The sequence below is a fragment of the Sinorhizobium arboris LMG 14919 genome, assembly GCF_000427465.1.
GTDB classification, from domain to species: Bacteria; Pseudomonadota; Alphaproteobacteria; order Rhizobiales; family Rhizobiaceae; genus Sinorhizobium; species Sinorhizobium arboris.
In genome coordinates this window covers 1471578-1491398 of record NZ_ATYB01000008.1, presented here as the reverse complement: position 1 = coordinate 1491398, position 19821 = coordinate 1471578, and the positions used below count along the sequence as shown (strand labels likewise).

Here is a 19821-nt window from a genome sequence, read left to right as displayed (position 1 = left end):
AGGCGCCCCCTGCCGGGGCGAGGGCGCCGCTCTCGTCATTTCGCCTTCACGTCGCGCTCGAGGCGGCGCTCGAGATCGGCGAGTTCCTTCGCGACATCGTCCTTGCCGGAGATGATGTCGTGAACGGCCCGGTAGAAGGTGCGGGAGATACGGTTATAATTCTTGCCTGTCGCAGCCGATGGACGTGCTACCGATTCCTCGAAGGCGGTTTTCGCCATGCCGAGGAACGGGATCTTCGCCAGCACGTCGGCGTCCTCGTACAGCGCCTCGACGGTTGGATTGTAGCCGCCTTCGATCGCACGCATCTTCTGGTCTTCCGCGCCGACCATATAGCGCAGCAGCTCAGCGGCAAGCTCCGGCTTCTTGGAATATTTGGAAACGCCGAGATAGGCCGTGCCGAGCGCGCCGCTCGACTTCTGCCCTTCCGCACCGACGGGAAGCGCACTCACCCCGACCTTGCCGACAAGCTTGCCACCCTCGGCCTGCGAGGTTCCCCAGACATAGGGCCAGTTGCGGTGGAAGACGGCATTACCGCTCTCGAAGAGGGCGCGCGAGTTTTCCTCGTCATAATTCAAGACCCCCTCGGGCGAGATCGTACCGATCCAGCCGCGGGCGCGGGTCAGCGCCGCCTCCGTCTGCGGATTGTTGATCGTCACCTCACCGTCGTCGGAAAGAATGGTGCCGCCGCCGGCCGAGGCGATCCACTCCAGGGCATCGCAGGTCAGGCCCTCATAGCTCCTGCCCTGCCAGGAATAGCCCCAGATGTCCGGGCTGCCGGCCTTGCGCTCCGCGTCCTGGATCTCCTTGGCTGTCGCCGTCAGCTCGTCCCAGGTCTTCGGCGGCTGCTTGCCGTATTTCTCCAGAAGGTCCTTGCGATAGAACATGAGGCCCGTGTCGATGTAGAAGGGCATCGACAGGAGCTTGCCGTCGAGGCGCGCCGCATCGGCGGCAGAGGCGAAATGCGCCGTCACCTCGTTCTCGGGTACGAGAGAGGTCAGATCGAGGAGATGATCCTTGAACATACCGAGCCAGATGACGTCGATATAGAGGACGTCCATGTCGGACGACTGGGCCGCGAACAGTTGCTGATAGATCGGGATGGCGTCGTCGAGGTTCTGCGGCATCCGGTTGAGCTTCACCTCGTGCCCGGTTTCTTTCGTCCAATTCTGGACGGCCTTCTCGCAAAGTTCGTAATCGGTCGCCGAACAGAACATCGACACGGTATCCGCTTTTGCGGGGAAGGCCGATGCAGCGGCGATGACGGTCATGCCTGCCAGTGTTTTCAACATATGCTTCATGTTCGTTCCCTCATTTGTTCTCTTGTGAACGCAAGCTATATCGCGGCCTCCCGCCGCCGATATTTCGTCAGATCCTCTTTGAAAGGCAGGTTGCGGCCGCCATACCCCGTCACTGCCAGCGAGCCGCAGATCACGCCGAGCTCGATCGCGCCCTCGATGGCGGGTTCGGTCAGCAGCCCGTGAACGAAGCCGGCATTGAAACAGTCGCCTGCGCCCGTGGTATCGAAGACCTCGACGGCAAGCGCCGGCACACGGGTCGTTCGACCCTTGGATGAGGCGATCGCTCCATCCGCTCCGCACTTGATCACGACGGTCGGACAGAAGCGGGCGAGCGACGACAGCGCAGTTTCCACGTCCTCCTCGCCCGTCAGGGCCATCGCCTCCAATGCGTTCGGCAGAAAGACGTCGATCCGTCCCAGCATCTCCTCCATTCCGGGCGTAGACAGCCGGTAGTCGACATGCTGGCAGTCGGAACAGACGGTGATCCCGAGTTCGCGTGCCGCCTCGATCAGGCGCCGCCGCTCTTCGTCCAGCGAAAACCCCTGCAGAAGGAGTATGCGCGGCCTGAGCCGCGCCAGATCTTCCGGCGCAGGCAGGGGATCCGGCTCTTCGGCGTAGCTGATGAAACCGCGATCATGCGCGAAGGAAAAGGCTGCACTCACGCGGCGCAGCGGTCTGTCGAGATGGATGAAGAGGCTATCGTCGATATTCTCGCTGCGGGCTTGCTCGACGATCATGCGACTGAAGATGTCAGTGCCGAATTGGCACCACCACCCGGCACTCGTTCCCAGGCGCGCCAACGCCAGCGCCGTCGAATAGGCGGCACCTGGAACGCACTCGAACTCCTCCGCCCAGAGGTCGGCGCTGATCTTCGGAATTTCCGGGAGCCCGCGGAAGATCAGGTCGAAGTAATACTCTCCGACCACCATCACGTCGTAACGGGAACCAGAGCCGGCGTCGTTCACGACCATTCCCCCGCGAATTCAGCGTGTGCAGCCAGATATTCATCGACCAGAGGCACGGCGCGCGAATAGGAAAGCACCAGGGGATGGGCCATGAGTGCCTGTACCGCAAGATCGCGGCTGCGTTGCCTGATGGCCCGTACGGCCAGTCGCTCGTAGCGCTTCACATTATGGACGAGCTGCGCCTGCGTTTCCGGCATCGCACCGACCTGCAGCGGTCGGATGCCTTCCCCGTCGGCGACACAGCTCACCTCGACGACATCATCGTCCAGCAAGCCTTCTATTGCGCCATTGTTGCGCACGTTCAGGCCGCTGTAGCAGGGTTTGCCGGTCTGCAGCGCATCTACCAGATTGAGAGCGACGCCGGCATAGCCCTCGCCCTCCTCGCCCGCCTCCCCGGCGGCGAGGCTCCCGGCCAGCCGGTCGGCCTCTTCCATACTGGGGGCGTCGGCCAGCGCGTAATGCATATAGGTGGCATTTCGACGCCGTTCGTAGGCGTAATAGGCCGCGAGCGCCCCATCAGCATCAGCCTCCATATCCATGGCGCCGAGCCGGGTGATCAGTGCCGCATTCAGGTCCTTGACCTCCTCGCCGCGCGTGCGCGCATCGGCATTGAGCGCCTCTACCGCCTTCTCCGCATAATAGTAGTAATAGAGATATTCGTTGATCCAGTTGCGCTGGCTTCTGATGAGGCTCGCATCGAACATGCGCTGCGAGGTGGAGCGAAGAAAGCGATCGTCATCGAGCAGAGATTGAAGGACTTCCTTGCCGCCGATCGTCGCACGCCTGGTGAAGGACAGATGGTTGAGGCCATAGACTTCGCACCGAACGTCGTTTTGCTGCACCTTGTGCCAACGCGCCAGCGCCTCCTGCGCACCGTTCGCGCCATCGCAGATGCCAACGGTACGATGATAGCCCGCGTCTTGGAGCGCCTGAGTTACGAGCCCCGCCGGATTGGTGAAGTTGAACAGCCAGGCATCCGGACTGACTTTCTTCAGGATCTCGGCATATTGCAGTATGACCGGAATGCTGCGAAGCGCCATGGCGAAGCCGCCGGGACCGGTCGTTTCCTGGCCGAGCACCCCATGGGCCAGCGCGATGCGTTCGTCCTTGATGCGCCCATCCTCGTTACCGGGGCGAACCGTGGTAACGACGTAGCTCGCTCCGTCGAGGGCGCGTTCGGCGTCCACCGCCATAGTGATCCGGACCGGGGACTGCATGCGCCGGGCCAGTTCCTGGCTTACGCGCCCGAAGAGCTCGAGCTTCCGCTCATTGATATCCTGCAGGCAGATCTCGGTCAGGCCGCTTCTTTCCGCTCGCCGGAGCGCCGAACCGACAAAAAGGGGTGCCCGGACTCCGCCGCCGCCGATCAAGGTCAGTTTCATTCTTTACTCCGCCGTTCCCATCGTGGTATCGCTACTGGATATAACCAGTTATGTCAATTCAATGCGGATACCGCTTTCGATGTCCACCGCCGTGACCACGGGACGTGAGCGGCGCCTGCCGGCGGACCGATAAGCGCTCGGCACTTGTCTTCGGTCCGGGCAGGTGCAATGCAGAGAACATCCGGAAACTGGCGGCTGAAACAAAGAACATGGCAAGAGAAGCAAACCTCCCGGACGAAAGCCCGATCGACCGCAACCATCCGGATGCGCTTTACGCGCAACTGCGCAACCTGTTGAGAGGCATGATCGATCGGCGCGAACTCGCGGTAAACGACAAGCTTCCCTCTGAGCGGGAGCTCGTGGCCACCTACGGCGTCAGTCGCATCACCGTGCGCCAGGCGATCAAGGAACTCGAAAATCTCGGCTATCTGCAAACGAGGCCCGGAAAGGGTATCTACGTAGCCGAGCCCACACCGGTTTACGAACTGGAAGTGGTTCGCAGCTTCACGCAGACGGCCCATGCGAACAATCGCAAGCCCGGCATGCGGCTCCTCAGGGCGGAGATTGTCCGGGCCGATGCGGAGGTCGCAAGACCGCTTTCACTGCCGACCGGCGCCGAAGTGATCTTTCTGGAAAGGCTACGCCTCCTCGACGACGTGCCGGTGGTCGTGCAGCGTGATTGGTTCTCAGCCTCGCTCACGCCCGGCATTCTCGACATCGACTGGACGGTCGAGAACAGGTCGCTTTACGGCGAATTCGAGAACCGCTACGGCATCGCCCCGACGCGAGGGCAGTCGACATTGAGCGCGAGGCTTGCATCCGAGCTCGAAGCGGCGCTGCTCCAACTCGAGCGGCCCGCAGCCGTCCTGACCCTCGATCAGATCGCCTATGACAATCACAACCGTACCGTAAACATCAGCGCCGCGGCCTATCATCCGACCCGCTATCCGCTTTCGCTGACGCAGTCGCACCGGCGTTTTTAGAGCGGGAAACGTATCGGACTGCAATCTCTCCGCTCCCTCATTTCCGTGCTTGTCACAGAGACGAGGAGATCGAACAAGCCGCGGCGGGTATCCCTGATCTCAACAGCCTGAACGCACTTCCAGGAAAAGTTTAATTGCCGCGCCGCACCCGCCTCAATCCTCGCGGAAGGCATGCCGCATCTGGTCGGTAAGGGGCTTGGTCAGATAGGAGATCACCGTCCGGTCGGCGATCTTGATGAACACCTCGGCCGGCATGCCCGGATAGAGCGAAAGGCCCTTAAGCTTTGCTAGGCTCTCCGCTTTCGGACGGATGCGCAGCGGATAGTAGCTGGCGCCGGTGCGCTCGTCCGTGACGAGGTCCGGAGCGACGGTCACGACTTCCGCTTCGACTTCGGGGGTGGTGCGCTGATTGAAGGCGCTGAAGCGGATTTCGACCGGTTGGCCGACTCGGATCTGGTCGATGTCATGGGTCGCTACCTTCGCCTCGACGGTCAGGTCGTCGGCCTCCGGCACGACGAGCATCAATGTTTCCCCCGGATTGACGACGCCGTTGATCGTGTGGACCGCGAGCTGGTAGATGCGCCCGGGAAGCGGCGCAGTGATGTCGAGGCGCCGCAGCTGGTCGGTCGCGGCCGTACGGCGCTCCTCGTATTCGGCGATCTTCGCCTCGACGTCCGTCAGCTCCTTGGAGATCTCGGTGCGCCGGTCCTCGTCGAGCTGCAGGATCTGCAGGTCGATCTCGCTCGACTTGCCGCGGGCCTGGGCCCGGGCGGCGATGTGCCGGCCGCGCCCGCCCTCCAGCTCGGCCCGCTGGCGCTTCAGCGTCGTCAGCCGCTGCATCGGCACGAGCCCCTGCCCGAAAAGCGAGTCGACCCCCGTCAGCTCCTCTGCAATCAGGTTCAGCGCATCTTCTATCGCGTTCAACTGGACCGTCAGCCCCTCGATCTCGTCGGCGAGCTGCGCCTTGCGCGATTCGAGCTGGCCCTTCATGCCCAAAAGCGCCGAGCGGCGGCTCGTAAAGAGCCTCTGCTCGCCCTCGACGAGCTTCGCCGCCGCCGTGCCAGGGACGAACTCAGCGAGATCCTCTTCGATTTCGAAGGATGCGGCGCCGATCCGCTCGGCCTGCAGCCGGGCGCGGCGGGCATAGAACTGTGCCAGCGTGCTTTCGATGATCGCCAGATTGGCCCGGACCGTCGTGCCGTCGAGTCGGATCAGCACCTGGCCCGCCTCGACCCGATCGCCTTCCTTGACGAGAAGTTCGCCGACGATGCCGCCGGTCAGGTGCTGGACTTTCTTGACATTGTCATCGACGACGACGACACCGCCGGCAACGATCGCGCTCGACAGTTCCGTCGTCGCCGCCCAGCCGCCGACGCCGGCAACGAGGGCGAGTGCAAGGACGCAGACACCAGCCAGGTGGCGGGAGAGCGACCGGCGTGCTGCGGATTTCGGCTGCGGGCCGACGCTCATTGCTTCGCCTCCTGCCCCTCTGCAACGACTTTCAGAGAATTTTGCCGTTCCACCTGCTGCGGGCGCAGAACCTTGCCGAGAACTTCCTCCTTCGGCCCGAATGCCTGCATGCGCCCGTCGCTCATCATCAGCACCAGATCGGCGCTTGCGAGCGCGCTCGGCCGGTGGGCGACGACGACGACGATGCCCCCGCGGCTGCGTACGCTCATGATCGCTTCACTGAGCGCCTGCTCGCCCTCTGCATCGAGATTGGAATTAGGCTCGTCGAGAACGACGAGGAAAGGATCGCCGTAGAGGGCTCTCGCCAGGGCCACGCGTTGACGCTGGCCGGCCGAGAGCGTCATGCCGCCGTCGCCGATCTCGGTGTCATAGCCGTTCGGAAGGCGAAGGATGAGATCGTTGACGCGGGCCGCCTTGGCGGCCGCGACAATCGCCTCCGGCGTCGCGTCTTCGGCAAAGCGGCAGATGTTCTGCGCTATCGTCCCGGCGAACAGTTCCACGTCCTGCGGCAGGTAGCCGATATGCTTGCCGAGGGCGTCGACGTCCCACTGGTCGAGCGCCGCGCCGTCGAGCCGGACGGAACCCCGATAGGCGGGCCAGATGCCGAGGATGGCACGCGCGAGCGACGACTTCCCCGAAGCGCTCGGGCCGATAACGCCCACGGCACTTCCCGCACGGACGGAAAAGCTCACATCCGAGATGATGAGGCGCTGCGCCGCCGGGGGACCGCTTGCCAGCCCTTCCACGGTGAGGCGTTCGCGCGGGCTCGGAAGCTGAAGCGGCTCATCGGCTTCAGGCAGTGCCTTCAGCAACTCCTTGAGTCGTTGCCAGCTCTGACGCGCCGCGACGAGACCGCGCCAGTTTCCGATCGCGAGTTCCACGGGCGCGAGAGCCCGGGCGGTGAGGATCGAGCCGGCAATGATGATGCCGGGCGAAGCCTCGCCCCTTATCACCAGCACCGCGCCGGCCGCCAGCACGCCCGATTGCAGCGCCATGCGGAAGACCTTCGACAGCGCGCCGTAACCGTTGCCGATGTCGGAGGTGCGCCGGTTTTCCTCGCGGAATTCCGCATTGCGGTGCTGCCACAATGCCGTCAGCCGCCCGGACATGCCCATGGCATGCACCACCTCGGCATTGCGCTGAGAGGCCTGCGCGAAAGCGTTGCGGAGACCTCCGGCCTCCGATGCTTTCTTCGCAGGCGCCAGCGTACCGCGGTTGGTGAGATAGGTGAGCAACGTCAGGATCAACCCCCCGACGACCGCAACCAATCCGATGACCGGGTGAAAGAGGAAACAGATAAGAATGTAGAAAGGCAGCCACGGCAGGTCGAAGAGCGCGGCCGGGCCGGCGCCCGACAGAAAAGACCGGACCTGATCGAAGTCGCGCAGCGCCTGAAGTCCATCTCCCTGCATCCTGAGCTTCAACGGCGCCTTGACGATGGCCCGGTAGATACGTCCGCTCAGGCTCTCGTCGAGGGCGCCGGCGATTCGCACCATCATCCGTCCGCGAATGAGTTCGAAGGCTCCCTGAAAGGCATAAAGCAGCAGCGCGAGAAGAGAGAGGGCAATCAGCGACGGGATGCTGCGGCTCGGCAGTATCCGGTCGTAGATTTCGAGCATGAAGAACGAACCGGTGAGATAAAGAATGTTGACGAGCGCACTGGCGACGCCCACGCCGATAAAGGCCGTCCGGCAATCACGCAGGGCGGAGGCTGGGTCAATATTCCTGCCCTTGGATGTAGCCATGAACTCAGGCACCGGCTGATATCTCGTTATCGGGTCGCAAGCGCATAGGGATGCTCCTCTCCTGCTCCGCCGTCGAACACCGGAGCCATCCGCATCGACGGCTTTCTGTTCCGTTGCCTGGCTCGTGCAGGCTCATCCTTCGAAAAGATCGCAAGGAGAAGTTGTTCCCCCGAAATACCATGATTTACGCTAATCTTGCCTCCTTGACCACCAGTCACTGCGAAACCGGCGCCTCGCGGCTCGGCAACTTCTCTGCTTTCCAAACCCACGAACAAACTCCGGCTGAACGGGCGGCCGGTTTCCGGAGGTCGCCGCCCATCAGTCCATTGCCGCGCCGGCCTCCGGCGGGGGCGCGGGCTCGGCCGCCGCTGCCCAGGCGCAGCCGTCGATGCTGCCGCCCTTCCCCCACGTCGCAGCGAGGCTCATCAGTTCTTCCATTTCCCGCCGAAGCCGATGCCATGCCAGGATGTCCTCCGCGTGCGGCGCATTCCTGCGCGGGTCATAGAAGCGGTCGATCTCGTCGCCAGCACTCCTGCGGGCGGCCTCGAGCCGCCCCTTCAAGGCGCTCGCCTCCTCCTTCAGCGAAAAATAGCGGCGCATTACCGCAAGCAGGGCAAGATCGTTCGGACTGGCGTTCAAGAGCATTCCTCCGCGTCATTTCTTCAACCGGCAGCGCAAGGGATCGAGGCCGGCAGGGGGCGGCTCCAATTGCCTAGGATTTTGGCAGTTTTCCGGCAGCGCGGAGAAAATGCGAAGCACGACAACAGGAACGACCCGGCGGAAACATCCGCCGGGTCGTTCAATGTCCTGACAGATCCTTCGGCCGGATTGGCCGAAGGCGCTGTTCTGGTTCAGGCCTCGGCGCGCCTCTGCCCGCGCGTATCGTCCTCAACCTGCTCCATCTCCCGCCTGTTGTGCCGGATGGAAGACCAGAGCGAAAGGCCGATGAGGCCAGCACCCCCGAGGCCGGTAATAACCTCGGGAATGTGGAAGAGCGTTTGGAAATACATGACCACGGAAAGGATCAGGATGGCGTAGAAAGCGCCGTGCTCCAGATAGCGGTATTCACTGAGCGTTCCCTTTTCGACCAGCATGATCGTCATGGAGCGGACGTACATCGCTCCGATACCCAACCCGATGGCGATGACGAAAAGGTTCTGGGTCAAGGCGAAGGCGCCGATGACCCCGTCGAAGGAGAAGCTGGCGTCGAGCACTTCCAGATAGAGAAAAGCGCCGAAGCCCCCCTTCGCCGCAGCGCTCATCGTCTGCTGCGAGGCGTCGAGCAGGCCGCCCACCACCTCGACGGCCAGGAAGGTGAGGAGACCGTAGACGCAGGCATGAACGAAGACCACGGCTTCTTCCGCTTCGAGCAGCTTCGAAAAGCCGAGTATGAGCGCAAGCACGAAGGCGATCTCCACGCCCTTGATGGTCGCAAAGCGGGCCATCCGGCTCTCCAGCCATGCGATCCAGTGTATGTCCTTCTCATGGTCGAAGAAATAGGTCAGGCCGACCATCATCAGGAACGTACCGCCGAAGGCGGCGATCGGCAGATGCGCCTCGTGCATGATCCGGGAATATTCCTCCGGCCGGGTCGCCGCGAGCACGACGGCATCGATCGGACCGATACTTGCGGCGATGACCACGATCAGCAGCGGAAAGACGATACGCATGCCGAAAACGGCGATGATGATGCCCCAGGTCAGGAAGCGCTGTTGCCAGACCGGGGTCATATCCTTGAGCTTGTTGGCATTGACGATCGCGTTGTCGAAGGACAGCGAGATTTCGAGGACGGCGAGCACGGTGCAGATGAAGAACACCGTCATCATTCCGCCGAGGGTGCCGGTCGACTGCCAACCCAGCCAGGCGCCAAGCAGAAGTCCGCCGGCCGTGACGATGAACGCCCATTTGAAGTAACCGAGGGATGTTGCCTGTGATCTGATTCCGGTCATGGGCGAATCTCCCCTCCACGCACCGTGGAAGCGTTAGAAAAGGGGAGATGTACGGAGATAAAAAAACGCATAGCCGTACTGGCACATGCGTAAGGCATGAGAGCAGTTTTCATGGTAGCTATATATCCGCCGGCGTGATTTGCTGGCGGTACCGACATCACGAGAGCGCCGTAAACTCTCGCCAGAGGGGCCCGGCACCAATGTTCATCCCGAATTCCGATGTCCAAGAACGGGACGCCTCTTACTTAGCGATGCCGCGCCTTGCGTCAAGGGGTAGCCGCATGCTCGCGGCGGAACCAAAAGCCCCTCTCCCCAGTTTCATTTCCAACCGGCAACAACCCGCGAGGCTGAGCGTCATGCATTGTTTCTGGTGGGATAAGAGCGTCGAATTGGAACTCGGAGCCGAGGGCAAATACCACGACGTGAAAAGCACGCGCGAGGCCGTCGAATGCCTGTTGCAGCGCTGGCCGCGCCGGGACGGACCGGCGCTGGCGGCAGCCAAGCGCGTGTGCCTTCAGGCTCTGGAAGGCAAAGTTAAAACCGAAAGGGCCCGCAGGGCCTTCATAAAGGCAGCGGAAGAGGCGCATATTTCGATCCGTAGCCATTAGACTGCAGCGTTGGGCGTCTTACCGGGCGCGCAAGAGGTCGCTGTAGCGCTTTGTTCTGCCTGCATGTTTTCGCCCTTTTAATGGACACATGCGGTAAGACGTGTTGGACCGGATAGTTTCGGAGCGGATGCGGCGCCGCACCGGGCGGCTCGGAGTGGGCGAGGAGGAGCGATGTACGAGATTCCCTGGAGCAAGCCCGTCAATATCAACATGCTCGACGGCAGATGCCGCACGGTTGTCGGCCCGCTCGACGCGATGCATTGTCTGCGAAGCGAATGGCCGGTGCGGGGCGGCGCCTATTACGGCTGCGCCATACGTGCCTGCGATGCGGCGCTCAGGCGCAGAAAGAAGCCCGAAGACGCACGGGCCGCCTTTATTGCCGCTTTGCGGGAGGCCTTCCTGACGGTCGTGCCACTGCAGGAGGAAGGTCATGGACCCCGGCCCCTGGAATGAATGCGTCCCGGTGCGGATGCCCGACGATCAGAAGATCCACATGGTGTCGAACACCCGCCAAGCGGTCGAGTTGCTGACCAAGCGGTGGCCGGTCAATCGCGGCAAGGCTTACCAGGCGGCAATCGATATCTGTCTGGCAGTGCTCGAACGCGACTCCCCCGCCTATGTCGCGCGGGCAGCCTTCGTCGCTGCGGCGAAAGAGGCGCAGGTCAATGTCGTGAGTTGAACCCTGGCCTCGCATGGCCGGGGCCATGGCGCGCCAGGACCCGCGCACGCGCGCCCGCGATGAAGCCGGTCCGGGGAACACCGAGATTGGAAACGGCGGCAAGGTCTGTCCATCTGCCCGGTGGGCGCCTGAAGGGAACTCTTCGCCCGCCAGCGTGTTGATCAGCGGATCAACAAACGTGGGATGCGCAATGCCGAAGGCCAATGGTTTCAGCAAGTTTTCAAGCGCGGTGGCGGAATATTCCGGGCGCCCCGCTGTTTTCGTTCTGGCCCTTGTGTCTGTCGTGTTGTGGGGCCTCACAGGACCGATCTTCGGCTTCTCTCAGACGTGGCAACTCGTCGTCAATACCGGCACGACGATCATCACCTTCCTGATGGTCTTCGTCCTTCAGAATACCCAGAATCGGGACGGCCGGGCGCTTCAGGCGAAGCTCGACGAGCTCATCCTCACGAGCTCGGCGGAAAACCGATATGTCGGAATCGAAAAACTGGACGAGAAAGAGTTGAAGCGCCTCGCCGAGATCCTCCAGCAGCACGCGCATGACGAAGACGATAACGCGCTTCGAGAGAAGGTCTCTAACGTCATGGGTCGGCGCCCGCGACCCGGAAGTTAAGCGGCGGAACCAAAACACGCCGCATCCGTTTGCCTGACGAACCGCGGGCAACCGCAGAGACGATGCGGCGCAATAAGGCGCCGCAGCGCGAGCGAGGAGGCGCACTTATGCATCTCGTTGGTACACAGGTTATTCCCGAACAGGGCGGAAAAGCCGGTTTCACCGTCGAATTCGTTGGCGAAGGCGGCGAGATCGTCTCCGTTTCCATGCGCAACGACGCGGCCGCAAACCTCAACCGGCTCAATGCCGTCGAAAAGGCGCAGGCCGTCATGCGCGAGCTCGCAAGCGCCGATTGCAACGCGATCGAGGAGTCGCAGGATAGCTCGAAAATCCGCCGCAGCGCACGCGGCGCGAAGGACACGGATGAAATGGAAAGACAGCTCGACGAGGGTCTAGAGGACACGTTTCCCGCCAGCGATCCCGTATCCGTTACCGTTTCCACCATTCCGACCGACCGCGCGAAGAACGGCAAGCCATGAGGCTGAAATCGCCCGTTGCCTTGATCACCGGTGCCGGGTCCGGCATTGGCCGAGCCACCGCGCTTGCGCTCGCCGAAGACGGAGTGAAAGTGGGCGCGCTCGGGCGCACCCGCACGGAGGTGGAGGAAGTCGCCGACGAGATCGTACGGGCGGGAGGTCAAGCCATCGCGCTCGAGGCGGACGTCTCCGACGAGCTCCAGATGCGCAATGCAGTCAGGGACCTTGTAGATAGATTCGGGCAACTCGATATCGTCGTCGCCAATGCCGGGATCAACGGGGTCTGGGCTCCGATCGACGACCTGAAGCCTTTCGAATGGGACGAGACGATCGCCGTCAATCTGCGCGGCACTTTCCTCACCCTGCACTTGACCGTTCCCCACCTGAAACGACGGGGAAGCGGCGCCATCGTGATCGTTTCGTCGATCAACGGTACCCGGACTTTCACGACACCGGGCGCCACGGCCTATACCGCCACGAAGGCGGCACAGGTCGCGATCGTCCAGCAACTGGCGCTGGAGCTCGGCAAGCACCACATCCGCGTCAACGCGGTTTGCCCCGGTGAGATCGAGACGAACATCAGCGACAACACCAAGCTGCGCCACGAAAACGAGACGGCAATCCCCGTCGAATGGCCGGAGGGGCAGGTGCCTATCAACGACGGCCAGCCTGGGCGGAGCGAAGACGTGGCGGAGGTCATCCGTTTCCTGACGTCCGAGCGCGCCCGGCACGTGACGGGGAGCCCCGTCTGGATCGACGGTGGCCAGGGCCTGCTGCGATAGCCCCTGGAGATATTTGGACGCTGGCGCTGCCCTGCCTAAACCGTCACAGGCGATCGGCAAGACCAAGCCGGTGAAGCGAGACAATCCTGGTCCGCCTTCGACGGGTCAGATCCTGGACCGGTGCGGTGAAACAATCCAGCCAGTCGGACAGGAAGGGCCCCGCCGGGGCGGCGGAGCCCGATATTTTGTTCGTTATCGTTGAGGAGCGTGTGGATCCGTAGGGGCTTTGCGGAGAGGGAACTTGTCCACACGATCCGACTGCCAAACCGTGTCCCGGCCCGATTGTTCCCGAGGCACCGCACAATGTTGTTCGCGCCGGGGTTTTTCTCGGGCCGAAGCGACAACCTCCGGCGACAGGCAGGCGATCGCGGCGAATGATTCGTTAACCATCTAGCCGATAGACGTGGCTGGTGACGAACGTAAGGTGATTCGATGGCAGCTGAGTTTGGCGAACGAACCATGGTCCGGGGCGGCGAAGTGGTCGCGTTTCCCTTGGCAGCGCGCGCGGGCGATGTCGACCGCTGCGCACGCGAACTGGACCGGATACACGGGGCTGCTGCCATCCACTACTGGAAGAGCGAATGCCGGAGGCTCGCCCAGCAGCTTTCCGCATTGGGCCTTCGCGAGGAAGAGATCCGCAACGAGGTCCTCTCGTTCCAGGCCGAAGTCCAGATCGCAATCGCCGAACGCTATCGGCCTGCAGCCCGAAACCGCTCCGACAGCCGTCCGTGACGGTCTGATCTCCAGCAGCTTCCGCCCCGGACCGGGTCGGTCACCCGGTCCAGCAGTGTACGCTGAACTGCGCTTCCTCAGCAGCCTTGATGAAAGCGGCGCGGGCGGCATCGGGCTCGTCATGCCCTTCGATTACGCGCTCGCACGCGGCAAAGGCTTCGCGCTTTGCGTCTCCGTCGGCAATCGGCCAATGGTTCTTGAGGCAAAGAAACGCATCGCGGGTGCTTTGCACCCTCAGGACGCGGCTTCCCCCTTCCAGAATTACCGCTTCGCTCCAAAGACGGTCCTGCGTCAGCATGTCGACATTCCTTCAAGCCGGGTATCTGCAGGGGCAGGTCGGTTGATTCCCTCGAGAACGAGACCGCCAAGTTCCGGGTTGACCCTGCTGATATCCGCAAGAGCTACGATGCCGGCTGCATGCCGCTTCCCGTTGACGACGACAAGACGACGGATCCGCAGATCGTGCATCTTCTGCGCGGCAAGCAGGAGACTGTCGTCCTCCTCGCAGGATTCTGCGGCCACCGTCATGAACTCGAACACGGCGGTCGAACTGGACAGACCCTGAGCGACGACGGACGTGACTATGTCCCGATCCGTGACGATGCCGAGGATCGTTCCAACGCCCGGCGCCTCGACCGGCAACGCACCGACGCCCGTCTCGGCCATCAGCCGGGCGACGGATTGCGCGGTGTCGGTGGGGGAAACGGTGAAAACCTGCCGGGACATCACGTCCCGAACACGGACCACCTTGTCCTCATGGCCGGCCATCGATGAGCCTCCCGTTGATCGAGGCCGGAACTGTCACTTCATCCGTCGCCTGCTTCTTGAGAGTGAGGTCGACCCGGTAAGGGACAATAACCTGAGGTTGCCAGGTATTCCGCCCAGATTTCTTCGGATTTGGATTTTCAGGCGGCCGGGCAAATTTCGGACGCTTCTGTTTCAGTCGAACGCGCACGATACGCTCCCTTCTCTTGCGTGGACATGCGGGGGCTGAAAACGCAGCCTTTGGGTTAACGCACGAAAGGCAGAAGGGGTTCCGGTCTAATCGCACCGGCAGACGTCTCAAAGCGGTTCGGGGTCCAGATCCGTCCGCGCCTTCGCATCCTGCAGGATGGACGCGATTTCCGTCGTCATGGCGTTCTGCCTGGCAAAGGCTTCCGACGGTACGACGCCGGGGTCTTCTTCATGATCCTGAACAATCGGGACCTCTTCCAGGGCACGGTTGATCTCCGACCAGATATCCTTATGGCGGTAAAGCGCGGAAAGGACGGCAACAAGGATCTCCCGTTGCGCCGCCAGTCGAAACTCTATGCTTTGGTTTTCCATGTTGCCCCCAAGGGCTGGCGTGGCGGCGCGGACCGCCACGCTCGTTCAGGGGATAGAGGCGCAGGATGCGGCCAGGGAAACATACAGTTCCAAACGCTACTGCAGGATCTCCACAACCGTGTGCGTCTTCGGATTCACGACAACGCGCTGATCATTGACGATTGCGTAGGCAAAATCGGGCTGGTCCGGAATCGTGTGGATCTCCACCGTTTCGGGAATCGGCTGCCCGACGACAATCTCACCTTCGTAGGCGACAGAAGGCGTACTCTGCTCCAATACATAAGTTCTTACTTCGCTGGGCAGCACGACTGCCGTCTGCGCGACTGCCGTTGAACCGATCGTCAAAAGCAGGGCAGCAGTCATAGAGGCAATTCTCTTCATGGAGTTCTCCTTCCACTCAACCTCGTGATGTCCCTAGACCACTCAAACTGGTGATGCCGCTTTTGGTTCCCGCGGCAGAGCGGCGAAGCCGCCGGTCCGCCTCCTGCATAAGGCCTGCCTCCTGCATAAATCGCCGCACGATCAGGTGCCGGATTCAAGCGGAGCCGGGAAATATCCCCCGGCTCTTAGGAACCAAAGAGCCGGAAAGGCATTTCCTAACGTCACCTAGTGAAATCTTCATAGGCAGAAGGGCAATATTCGACATGCCTGCTATCGGCGGTCACGCATCGCAACAATCACCGCTGCTTGAGGAGCAAGTCGTCGATCTGATTCCCGCTCTGCGGGCGTTCGCTCGAACGTTCACGTCAGCGTCGTTCGAGGCCGACGACCTCGTACAGGAGACATTGCTCCGGGCGCTGAGAAGCATCGAACAGTTCGAGCCCGGCACGAGCCTGAAGTCCTGGCTGTTCACGATCATGCGCAATGCGTTTCGCACGCAGTACAAGATCCGCACGCGCGAAAGCCCGGGCAGCACCAATTGCGCCGAATTGCCGATCCCGACCGCGCCGTCGCAGGAGTGGTCCGTTCTCAACGGCGAGTTACGCAGCGCGCTTGGGGCTCTATCACCAGAGCACCGCGAAGTCCTCGTGCTCGTTGCCGGATTCGGGATGAGCTATAAGGAAGCCGCTGACATATGTGACTGCGCGATCGGTACGATCAAGAGCCGGCTCAGCCGGGCACGCGACGAACTGACGGCGCAAATGCATGGAAATCCGCTCAACTGAACCCACGGGCGCATCCATGTCAGCCGACCGGGTGCCGCGGTCAGCGCTTCCGCTCGTCAAGGGCTTTCTGCAGCTCCCGGGCCAGTTCGAGAAGTCGCTCTGGTACCGCTTCCTTGCGCATCTTCTCGACAAGCGATGCAATCCGCTCGTCAACGGCTTTCTCCGCGTCCACATCCGCGGAAGCCCTGCTATCGTTCATTCGCCCGTCCTTAATCACGACCCGGATCTCGCTACAGAATATTGTTCCCGCTTGGCGCTGTAAATCATCAAAACGGCGGGCGTGAAGGGACTACAGCCATCGTAAGCTGAAACATTCTTCCGACCGTGAAGGTAAACCGGAAACATTATACCTCGGGCCCGGAATACCGTGGGGCGGCGCGTTCGGCAAGCGGTGCCGCGACAGCCGCGTCACTTGTCCGAGACGTGTTCCTTCTTGCCCTTGCGCTTTGTCGAGGCCATTTCCTTCAGCTCCTTCTCGGTCATGGACTCTTCCATGCCTCGAGAGGCGCCCTTGAGTTCGCTCTTCTTCTTCTCGCCTCGTTTGGCGGCAAGAGCCGCGCCAGCGGCCTTCTGCTGCGCCTTCGACTTTGCAGGCATGGCTCCTTTCTCCTTTCGGTGCTTGGCACTCACGGCGATGGGGAAACCGTTTGCTCCCGTACCGTGCGTCGCTGCCGGAACCGGCGAGACCCGATTATGTTCCGCCGCCACTGCCCACTCGCAACCGATTGCGGCCGGCAAGCGGAAGCCAGGGCGCCCGACCCTTGGGAAACCGAATCTCAGGTGAACACGTAGACGGCCAACATCGAGCCCGGCGGGGCTGCCGCCGTTGCGGCGTGGCTTGCGTCTTTACGGTGTCCTACTCGTTGTTGATCTCGAGGGTTTTGCTGAAGATGAGAGCCAGAATCGTGCAAAGGGCCCCGGAGAGGAGATAATACCCCGCGAAAGCGAGCCCGAAGCGGCTGGTCAAGCCGAGTGCCACCAGCGGCGCAAAGCCGGCGCCGATCAGCCAGGACAGGTCCGAGGTGAGTGCCGCTCCCGTATAGCGGTAGGCCTGGCCGAAGCGCGATGCGACGGCTCCGGCGGCCTGGCCGAAGGAGAGGCCGAGAATCGTGAAGCCGACGATCACGAACACGTCGCGACCGGCGGCGCCCGCCTGCAGCAGCAACGGGGCGACGAAGCTGAAAATCGCGATCAGCACGGCGCAAATTCCCAGGTGATTGCGGCGGCCGACGCGATCGGCAATGAGCCCCGAAGCGACGATGGCGAGAATGGCGCAGACCGCCCCGACGAACTGCACCATCAGGAACGAACTTGCGCCATGATCCGTGTAGATCTCCACCCAGCTGAGCGGAAACACGGTCACCAGATGGAAGAGAGCGAAGCTGGCAAGAGGCACGAAGGCGCCGACCAGGACGTTGCCTCCATTTACCTTGAGCACTTCCGTAACCCGGGCTGCCTGAAGCTCGTGAAGGTCGAGCAGGGTTCCGAATTCCTTCGTCATGACAAGCCGCAGGCGGGTAAACAGCGCAACGACATTGATCGCAAAGGCCACGAAGAACGGGTACCGCCAGCCCCAGGTGAGAAAATCCTCTTCCGAGACCGAAACGAGGAAATAGGCAAAAAGAGCGCTGGCGAGCATGAAACCTAAGGGCGCGCCCAGCTGCGGAATCATCGCGTACCAGCCGCGGTGGCGTTGCGGCGCGTTCAGGGCGAGAAGCGAGGCGAGCCCGTCCCAGGCGCCGCCAAGCGCAAATCCCTGCCCGAGGCGGAAGACGGCAAGCAGCAGGATGGACCAGGCGCCGAGCGTCGCATAGCCCGGCAGGAAGGCAATCGAGGCGGTCGAACCGCCGAGGATGAACAGAGCGATTGTCAGCTTGACGCCGCGTCCGTAAGTCCGGTCGATGGCCATGAAGACCAGCGAACCGATCGGCCTTGCCACGAAGGCGAGCGCGAAAATGGCGAAGGAGTAGAGCGTGGCTGTGAGCCGATCGGGCGCGAACGGAAAGAAAAGCTGCGGAAACACGACGACCGAGGCGATGCCATATACGAAGAAATCGAAGAATTCAGCTGCACGGCCGATGACGACGCCGATGGCGATGTTCCCGGGAGATACGGGCGTGTCGTCGTGAATGCGCCGCGCATCGCGCTCCATCGAAGAGGACGACGGCCCCAGGGACTGTTGCATTGCAGTGCTCATCAAACGCCTCCCGCGCACGGGCCGAGAATGCGCGGTGTTCCGCCGCACCCGCTCGAACTCTCAAGATGAGAGCGCAAGGCTCCCTTGGAGGGATCTTGACCAATCAACCGCTCATATCAAGGGGAGAAACGCGAAATAATGCGTTTCACGTCCTCCTTGTCTGCGGGATGCTGCACCGCGAAACACCTGCGGCGGATTGCTGCAGTGCGACCATCGACCTCATACCTTTCCCGTCCACTCTACTTTAGTCGCAGAGCCGTCGAAACAAATAGAGCTTCGAGCCGTGCCAGAACTGTTGAAGTTTTCCCGCCGCCTCGCCGTTTTGCCGCTGTTTCTCCTGATGGCGGGATGCGACATGGTGGTGATGTCGCCCTCCGGCGATATCGCTGCGCAGCAACGGGACCTGATCGTCATATCGACGATCCTCATGCTGCTGATCATCGTCCCGGTCGTTTTCCTGACGCTTTTCTTCGCCTGGCGCTACCGGCGGTCGAACACGAGCGCGGCCTACGATCCGGATTGGCACCATTCGACGGCACTCGAGGTGGTCATCTGGTCGGCACCGCTTGCGATCATCATCGCGCTCGGAGCGATCACCTGGATCAGCACGCATAAGCTCGACCCCTATCGCCCGCTCGACCGGCTGGATGCGGAAAGGGCGATACCTGCGGACGCCAAGCCGCTCACCGTCGAGGTCGTGGCGCTCGACTGGAAATGGCTGTTCTTCTATCCCGACCTCGGTGTCGCGACGGTCAACGAGCTCGCAGCGCCCGTCGACGTGCCGATCCATTTCAAGATCACCGCCTCCTCGGTGATGAACTCCTTCTACATTCCGGCGCTCGCAGGCCAGATCTATGCGATGCCGGGCATGGAAACGAAGCTCCACGCGGTGATCAACAAACCGGGCGAATATGAAGGCTTCTCGGCCAATTACAGCGGCGACGGCTTCTCCCACATGCGCTTCAAGTTCCACGGGCTCGACCGGCAGGGCTTCGACGAATGGGTGGCGCGGGTGAAGGCGCAGGGAACCGCGCTCAACCGTGACGCCTATCTGAAGCTCGAAAAGCCGAGCGAAAGGGAGCCGGTCCGCTATTACGCCGCGGTCGAGGACGGCTTGTATCGGTCGATCCTCAATCTATGCGTCACGCCCGGCAAGATGTGCATGCAGGAAATGATGCACATCGACATGATGGGCGGCGCCGGCAAGGAAAGCACCGGGAACCGGGAAAAGCTGGAATACGACAACAGACATTCCCTGGTGGAAGGCGCACCGGCCGCAACCCACCCAGCGACGGGCACGCCCGCCCGCAGCCAGCAGGAGCCGCAGGGCACCGGCGGCGCCGAGGCGCCTATGCGGCACGATACGCCCGCGGGAGGGCACGAGGGGCATTCGATGCCGGGCATGAATCACGACGGCGATCCGGCACCGCCGCAGCTCAACCATTGAACA

The 19821-nt window shown here is 62.2% G+C and carries 24 protein-coding genes; 10 read left to right on the top strand and 14 right to left on the bottom strand.

The genetic code is table 11. The annotated features are described in order from the left end of the window. Window positions 1-35 precede the first annotated feature (35 nt). The 3 genes from SINAR_RS0107590 to SINAR_RS0107580 are packed head-to-tail and all read right to left on the bottom strand — an operon-like array spanning window position 36 to window position 3645. Complete coding sequence (locus SINAR_RS0107590) at window positions 36-1298, bottom strand: ABC transporter substrate-binding protein (RefSeq protein WP_027998542.1); 1263 nt, start codon at window positions 1296-1298, stop codon at window positions 36-38. 35 nt (window positions 1299-1333) lie between these two features. Further along, on the bottom strand, window positions 1334-2269 hold the full coding sequence (locus SINAR_RS0107585; protein WP_027998541.1) for a carbohydrate kinase family protein: 936 nt from the start codon (window positions 2267-2269) through the stop codon (window positions 1334-1336). Then, on the bottom strand, window positions 2260-3645 hold the full coding sequence (locus SINAR_RS0107580) for a family 4 glycosyl hydrolase (protein WP_027998540.1): 1386 nt from the start codon (window positions 3643-3645) through the stop codon (window positions 2260-2262). Before SINAR_RS0107580 ends, SINAR_RS0107585 begins: the two co-directional genes overlap by 10 nt. A 209-nt stretch (window positions 3646-3854) precedes the next feature. On the opposite strand from SINAR_RS0107580, the gene SINAR_RS0107575 reads away from it, so the two are divergent. Then, a complete protein-coding gene (locus tag SINAR_RS0107575; protein ID WP_027998539.1) occupies window positions 3855-4628 on the top strand; it encodes a GntR family transcriptional regulator in 774 nt (257 codons plus the stop codon). 153 nt (window positions 4629-4781) lie between these two features. Here SINAR_RS0107575 and SINAR_RS0107570 read toward each other — a convergent pair whose 3' ends face one another. From SINAR_RS0107570 to SINAR_RS0107555, 4 genes are all read right to left on the bottom strand, one after another. Further along, window positions 4782-6098, bottom strand: a complete 1317-nt coding sequence (locus SINAR_RS0107570) for an HlyD family type I secretion periplasmic adaptor subunit (RefSeq protein WP_027998538.1) — start codon at window positions 6096-6098, stop codon at window positions 4782-4784. Next, window positions 6095-7843, bottom strand: a complete 1749-nt coding sequence (locus SINAR_RS0107565; RefSeq protein WP_027998537.1) for a type I secretion system permease/ATPase — start codon at window positions 7841-7843, stop codon at window positions 6095-6097. The genes SINAR_RS0107570 and SINAR_RS0107565 overlap by 4 nt, the downstream gene beginning before the upstream one ends. Before the next feature lie 318 nt (window positions 7844-8161). Further along, a complete protein-coding gene (locus SINAR_RS0107560; RefSeq protein ID WP_033057044.1) occupies window positions 8162-8488 on the bottom strand; it encodes a hypothetical protein in 327 nt (108 codons plus the stop codon). A 206-nt stretch (window positions 8489-8694) separates the two neighbouring features. After that, the gene (locus SINAR_RS0107555; protein ID WP_027998535.1) at window positions 8695-9792 is read right to left on the bottom strand and encodes a DUF475 domain-containing protein; all 1098 of its coding nucleotides are present in this window, start codon (window positions 9790-9792) and stop codon (window positions 8695-8697) included. A gap of 356 nt (window positions 9793-10148) precedes the next feature. Here SINAR_RS0107555 and SINAR_RS0107550 point away from each other — a divergent pair, with 356 nt between their 5' ends. The 7 genes from SINAR_RS0107550 (at window position 10149) to SINAR_RS0107520 (ending at window position 13682) form a co-directional block, all read left to right on the top strand. Further along, a complete protein-coding gene (locus SINAR_RS0107550; RefSeq protein ID WP_027998534.1) occupies window positions 10149-10400 on the top strand; it encodes a DUF982 domain-containing protein in 252 nt (83 codons plus the stop codon). 171 nt (window positions 10401-10571) lie between these two features. Beyond that, window positions 10572-10853 carry a DUF982 domain-containing protein gene (locus SINAR_RS0107545; protein WP_027998533.1) on the top strand — a complete coding sequence of 94 codons (282 nt, stop codon included), beginning with the start codon at window positions 10572-10574 and terminating at the stop codon, window positions 10851-10853. Then, window positions 10831-11079, top strand: a complete 249-nt coding sequence (locus tag SINAR_RS0107540; RefSeq protein WP_027998532.1) for a DUF982 domain-containing protein — start codon at window positions 10831-10833, stop codon at window positions 11077-11079. The genes SINAR_RS0107545 and SINAR_RS0107540 overlap by 23 nt, the downstream gene beginning before the upstream one ends. 190 nt (window positions 11080-11269) lie before the next feature. Continuing rightward, the gene (locus tag SINAR_RS0107535) at window positions 11270-11692 is read left to right on the top strand and encodes a low affinity iron permease family protein (protein WP_027998531.1); all 423 of its coding nucleotides are present in this window, start codon (window positions 11270-11272) and stop codon (window positions 11690-11692) included. A 107-nt stretch (window positions 11693-11799) separates the two neighbouring features. Further along, the gene (locus SINAR_RS0107530; protein ID WP_027998530.1) at window positions 11800-12171 is read left to right on the top strand and encodes a hypothetical protein; all 372 of its coding nucleotides are present in this window, start codon (window positions 11800-11802) and stop codon (window positions 12169-12171) included. Then, window positions 12168-12950, top strand: a complete 783-nt coding sequence (locus tag SINAR_RS0107525) for an SDR family oxidoreductase (protein WP_027998529.1) — start codon at window positions 12168-12170, stop codon at window positions 12948-12950. The genes SINAR_RS0107530 and SINAR_RS0107525 overlap by 4 nt, the downstream gene beginning before the upstream one ends. Before the next feature lie 432 nt (window positions 12951-13382). After that, a complete protein-coding gene (locus SINAR_RS0107520) occupies window positions 13383-13682 on the top strand; it encodes a DUF6074 family protein (RefSeq protein ID WP_027998528.1) in 300 nt (99 codons plus the stop codon). Window positions 13683-13722: 40 nt separating this feature from the next. Here the strand turns inward: SINAR_RS0107520 and SINAR_RS0107515 are convergent, their stop codons facing one another. The 4 genes from SINAR_RS0107515 to SINAR_RS0107500 form a co-directional block, all read right to left on the bottom strand. Continuing rightward, window positions 13723-13980: a DUF982 domain-containing protein gene (locus SINAR_RS0107515; RefSeq protein ID WP_027998527.1), complete on the bottom strand. Its 258-nt coding sequence runs from the start codon at window positions 13978-13980 to the stop codon at window positions 13723-13725. Further along, on the bottom strand, window positions 13974-14450 hold the full coding sequence (locus SINAR_RS0107510) for a CBS domain-containing protein (RefSeq protein WP_027998526.1): 477 nt from the start codon (window positions 14448-14450) through the stop codon (window positions 13974-13976). Before SINAR_RS0107510 ends, SINAR_RS0107515 begins: the two co-directional genes overlap by 7 nt. 294 nt (window positions 14451-14744) lie before the next feature. Beyond that, the gene (locus tag SINAR_RS0107505) at window positions 14745-15008 is read right to left on the bottom strand and encodes a hypothetical protein (RefSeq protein WP_027998525.1); all 264 of its coding nucleotides are present in this window, start codon (window positions 15006-15008) and stop codon (window positions 14745-14747) included. A gap of 96 nt (window positions 15009-15104) precedes the next feature. Beyond that, window positions 15105-15389 carry a DUF1236 domain-containing protein gene (locus SINAR_RS0107500; RefSeq protein WP_027998524.1) on the bottom strand — a complete coding sequence of 95 codons (285 nt, stop codon included), beginning with the start codon at window positions 15387-15389 and terminating at the stop codon, window positions 15105-15107. A gap of 263 nt (window positions 15390-15652) precedes the next feature. On the opposite strand from SINAR_RS0107500, the gene SINAR_RS0107495 reads away from it, so the two are divergent. Beyond that, window positions 15653-16174, top strand: a complete 522-nt coding sequence (locus SINAR_RS0107495) for a sigma-70 family RNA polymerase sigma factor (RefSeq protein ID WP_027998523.1) — start codon at window positions 15653-15655, stop codon at window positions 16172-16174. Window positions 16175-16214: 40 nt separating this feature from the next. Here the strand turns inward: SINAR_RS0107495 and SINAR_RS1000000137315 are convergent, their stop codons facing one another. The 3 genes from SINAR_RS1000000137315 to SINAR_RS0107480 form a co-directional block, all read right to left on the bottom strand. Then, complete coding sequence (locus SINAR_RS1000000137315) at window positions 16215-16373, bottom strand: hypothetical protein (protein WP_167333582.1); 159 nt, start codon at window positions 16371-16373, stop codon at window positions 16215-16217. A 209-nt stretch (window positions 16374-16582) separates the two neighbouring features. Continuing rightward, a complete protein-coding gene (locus SINAR_RS0107485; protein WP_027998521.1) occupies window positions 16583-16771 on the bottom strand; it encodes a DUF3008 family protein in 189 nt (62 codons plus the stop codon). A 259-nt stretch (window positions 16772-17030) separates the two neighbouring features. Then, window positions 17031-18371: an MFS transporter gene (locus SINAR_RS0107480; protein ID WP_027998520.1), complete on the bottom strand. Its 1341-nt coding sequence runs from the start codon at window positions 18369-18371 to the stop codon at window positions 17031-17033. 283 nt (window positions 18372-18654) lie between these two features. Here SINAR_RS0107480 and cyoA point away from each other — a divergent pair, with 283 nt between their 5' ends. Beyond that, window positions 18655-19818, top strand: coding sequence for a ubiquinol oxidase subunit II (gene cyoA, locus SINAR_RS0107475; protein ID WP_027998519.1), 1164 nt, complete (start codon window positions 18655-18657; stop codon window positions 19816-19818). Window positions 19819-19821: the final 3 nt, after the last annotated feature.

Excerpts from the sequence above, each read along its gene's own strand:
- SINAR_RS0107545 (WP_027998533.1), top strand. The coding sequence starts at position 10,572 with ATGTACGAGATTCCCTGGAGCAAGCCCGTCAATATCAACATGCTCGAC.
- SINAR_RS0107535 (WP_027998531.1), top strand. The coding sequence starts at position 11,270 with ATGCCGAAGGCCAATGGTTTCAGCAAGTTTTCAAGCGCGGTGGCGGAA.
- SINAR_RS0107495 (WP_027998523.1), top strand. The coding sequence starts at position 15,653 with ATGCCTGCTATCGGCGGTCACGCATCGCAACAATCACCGCTGCTTGAG.
- SINAR_RS0107500 (WP_027998524.1), bottom strand. The coding sequence starts at position 15,389 with ATGAAGAGAATTGCCTCTATGACTGCTGCCCTGCTTTTGACGATCGGT.
- SINAR_RS0107525 (WP_027998529.1), top strand. The coding sequence starts at position 12,168 with ATGAGGCTGAAATCGCCCGTTGCCTTGATCACCGGTGCCGGGTCCGGC.
- SINAR_RS0107580 (WP_027998540.1), bottom strand. The coding sequence starts at position 3,645 with ATGAAACTGACCTTGATCGGCGGCGGCGGAGTCCGGGCACCCCTTTTT.
- SINAR_RS0107515 (WP_027998527.1), bottom strand. The coding sequence starts at position 13,980 with ATGCTGACGCAGGACCGTCTTTGGAGCGAAGCGGTAATTCTGGAAGGG.
- SINAR_RS0107485 (WP_027998521.1), bottom strand. The coding sequence starts at position 16,771 with ATGCCTGCAAAGTCGAAGGCGCAGCAGAAGGCCGCTGGCGCGGCTCTT.
- SINAR_RS0107530 (WP_027998530.1), top strand. The coding sequence starts at position 11,800 with ATGCATCTCGTTGGTACACAGGTTATTCCCGAACAGGGCGGAAAAGCC.
- SINAR_RS0107555 (WP_027998535.1), bottom strand. The coding sequence starts at position 9,792 with ATGACCGGAATCAGATCACAGGCAACATCCCTCGGTTACTTCAAATGG.
- SINAR_RS0107565 (WP_027998537.1), bottom strand. The coding sequence starts at position 7,843 with ATGGCTACATCCAAGGGCAGGAATATTGACCCAGCCTCCGCCCTGCGT.
- SINAR_RS0107505 (WP_027998525.1), bottom strand. The coding sequence starts at position 15,008 with ATGGAAAACCAAAGCATAGAGTTTCGACTGGCGGCGCAACGGGAGATC.
- SINAR_RS0107575 (WP_027998539.1), top strand. The coding sequence starts at position 3,855 with ATGGCAAGAGAAGCAAACCTCCCGGACGAAAGCCCGATCGACCGCAAC.
- SINAR_RS0107550 (WP_027998534.1), top strand. The coding sequence starts at position 10,149 with ATGCATTGTTTCTGGTGGGATAAGAGCGTCGAATTGGAACTCGGAGCC.
- SINAR_RS0107510 (WP_027998526.1), bottom strand. The coding sequence starts at position 14,450 with ATGGCCGGCCATGAGGACAAGGTGGTCCGTGTTCGGGACGTGATGTCC.
- SINAR_RS0107570 (WP_027998538.1), bottom strand. The coding sequence starts at position 6,098 with ATGAGCGTCGGCCCGCAGCCGAAATCCGCAGCACGCCGGTCGCTCTCC.
- SINAR_RS0107560 (WP_033057044.1), bottom strand. The coding sequence starts at position 8,488 with ATGCTCTTGAACGCCAGTCCGAACGATCTTGCCCTGCTTGCGGTAATG.
- SINAR_RS1000000137315 (WP_167333582.1), bottom strand. The coding sequence starts at position 16,373 with ATGAACGATAGCAGGGCTTCCGCGGATGTGGACGCGGAGAAAGCCGTT.
- SINAR_RS0107585 (WP_027998541.1), bottom strand. The coding sequence starts at position 2,269 with ATGGTCGTGAACGACGCCGGCTCTGGTTCCCGTTACGACGTGATGGTG.
- SINAR_RS0107590 (WP_027998542.1), bottom strand. The coding sequence starts at position 1,298 with ATGAAGCATATGTTGAAAACACTGGCAGGCATGACCGTCATCGCCGCT.
- SINAR_RS0107540 (WP_027998532.1), top strand. The coding sequence starts at position 10,831 with ATGGACCCCGGCCCCTGGAATGAATGCGTCCCGGTGCGGATGCCCGAC.
- SINAR_RS0107520 (WP_027998528.1), top strand. The coding sequence starts at position 13,383 with ATGGCAGCTGAGTTTGGCGAACGAACCATGGTCCGGGGCGGCGAAGTG.
- SINAR_RS0107480 (WP_027998520.1), bottom strand. The coding sequence starts at position 18,371 with ATGAGCACTGCAATGCAACAGTCCCTGGGGCCGTCGTCCTCTTCGATG.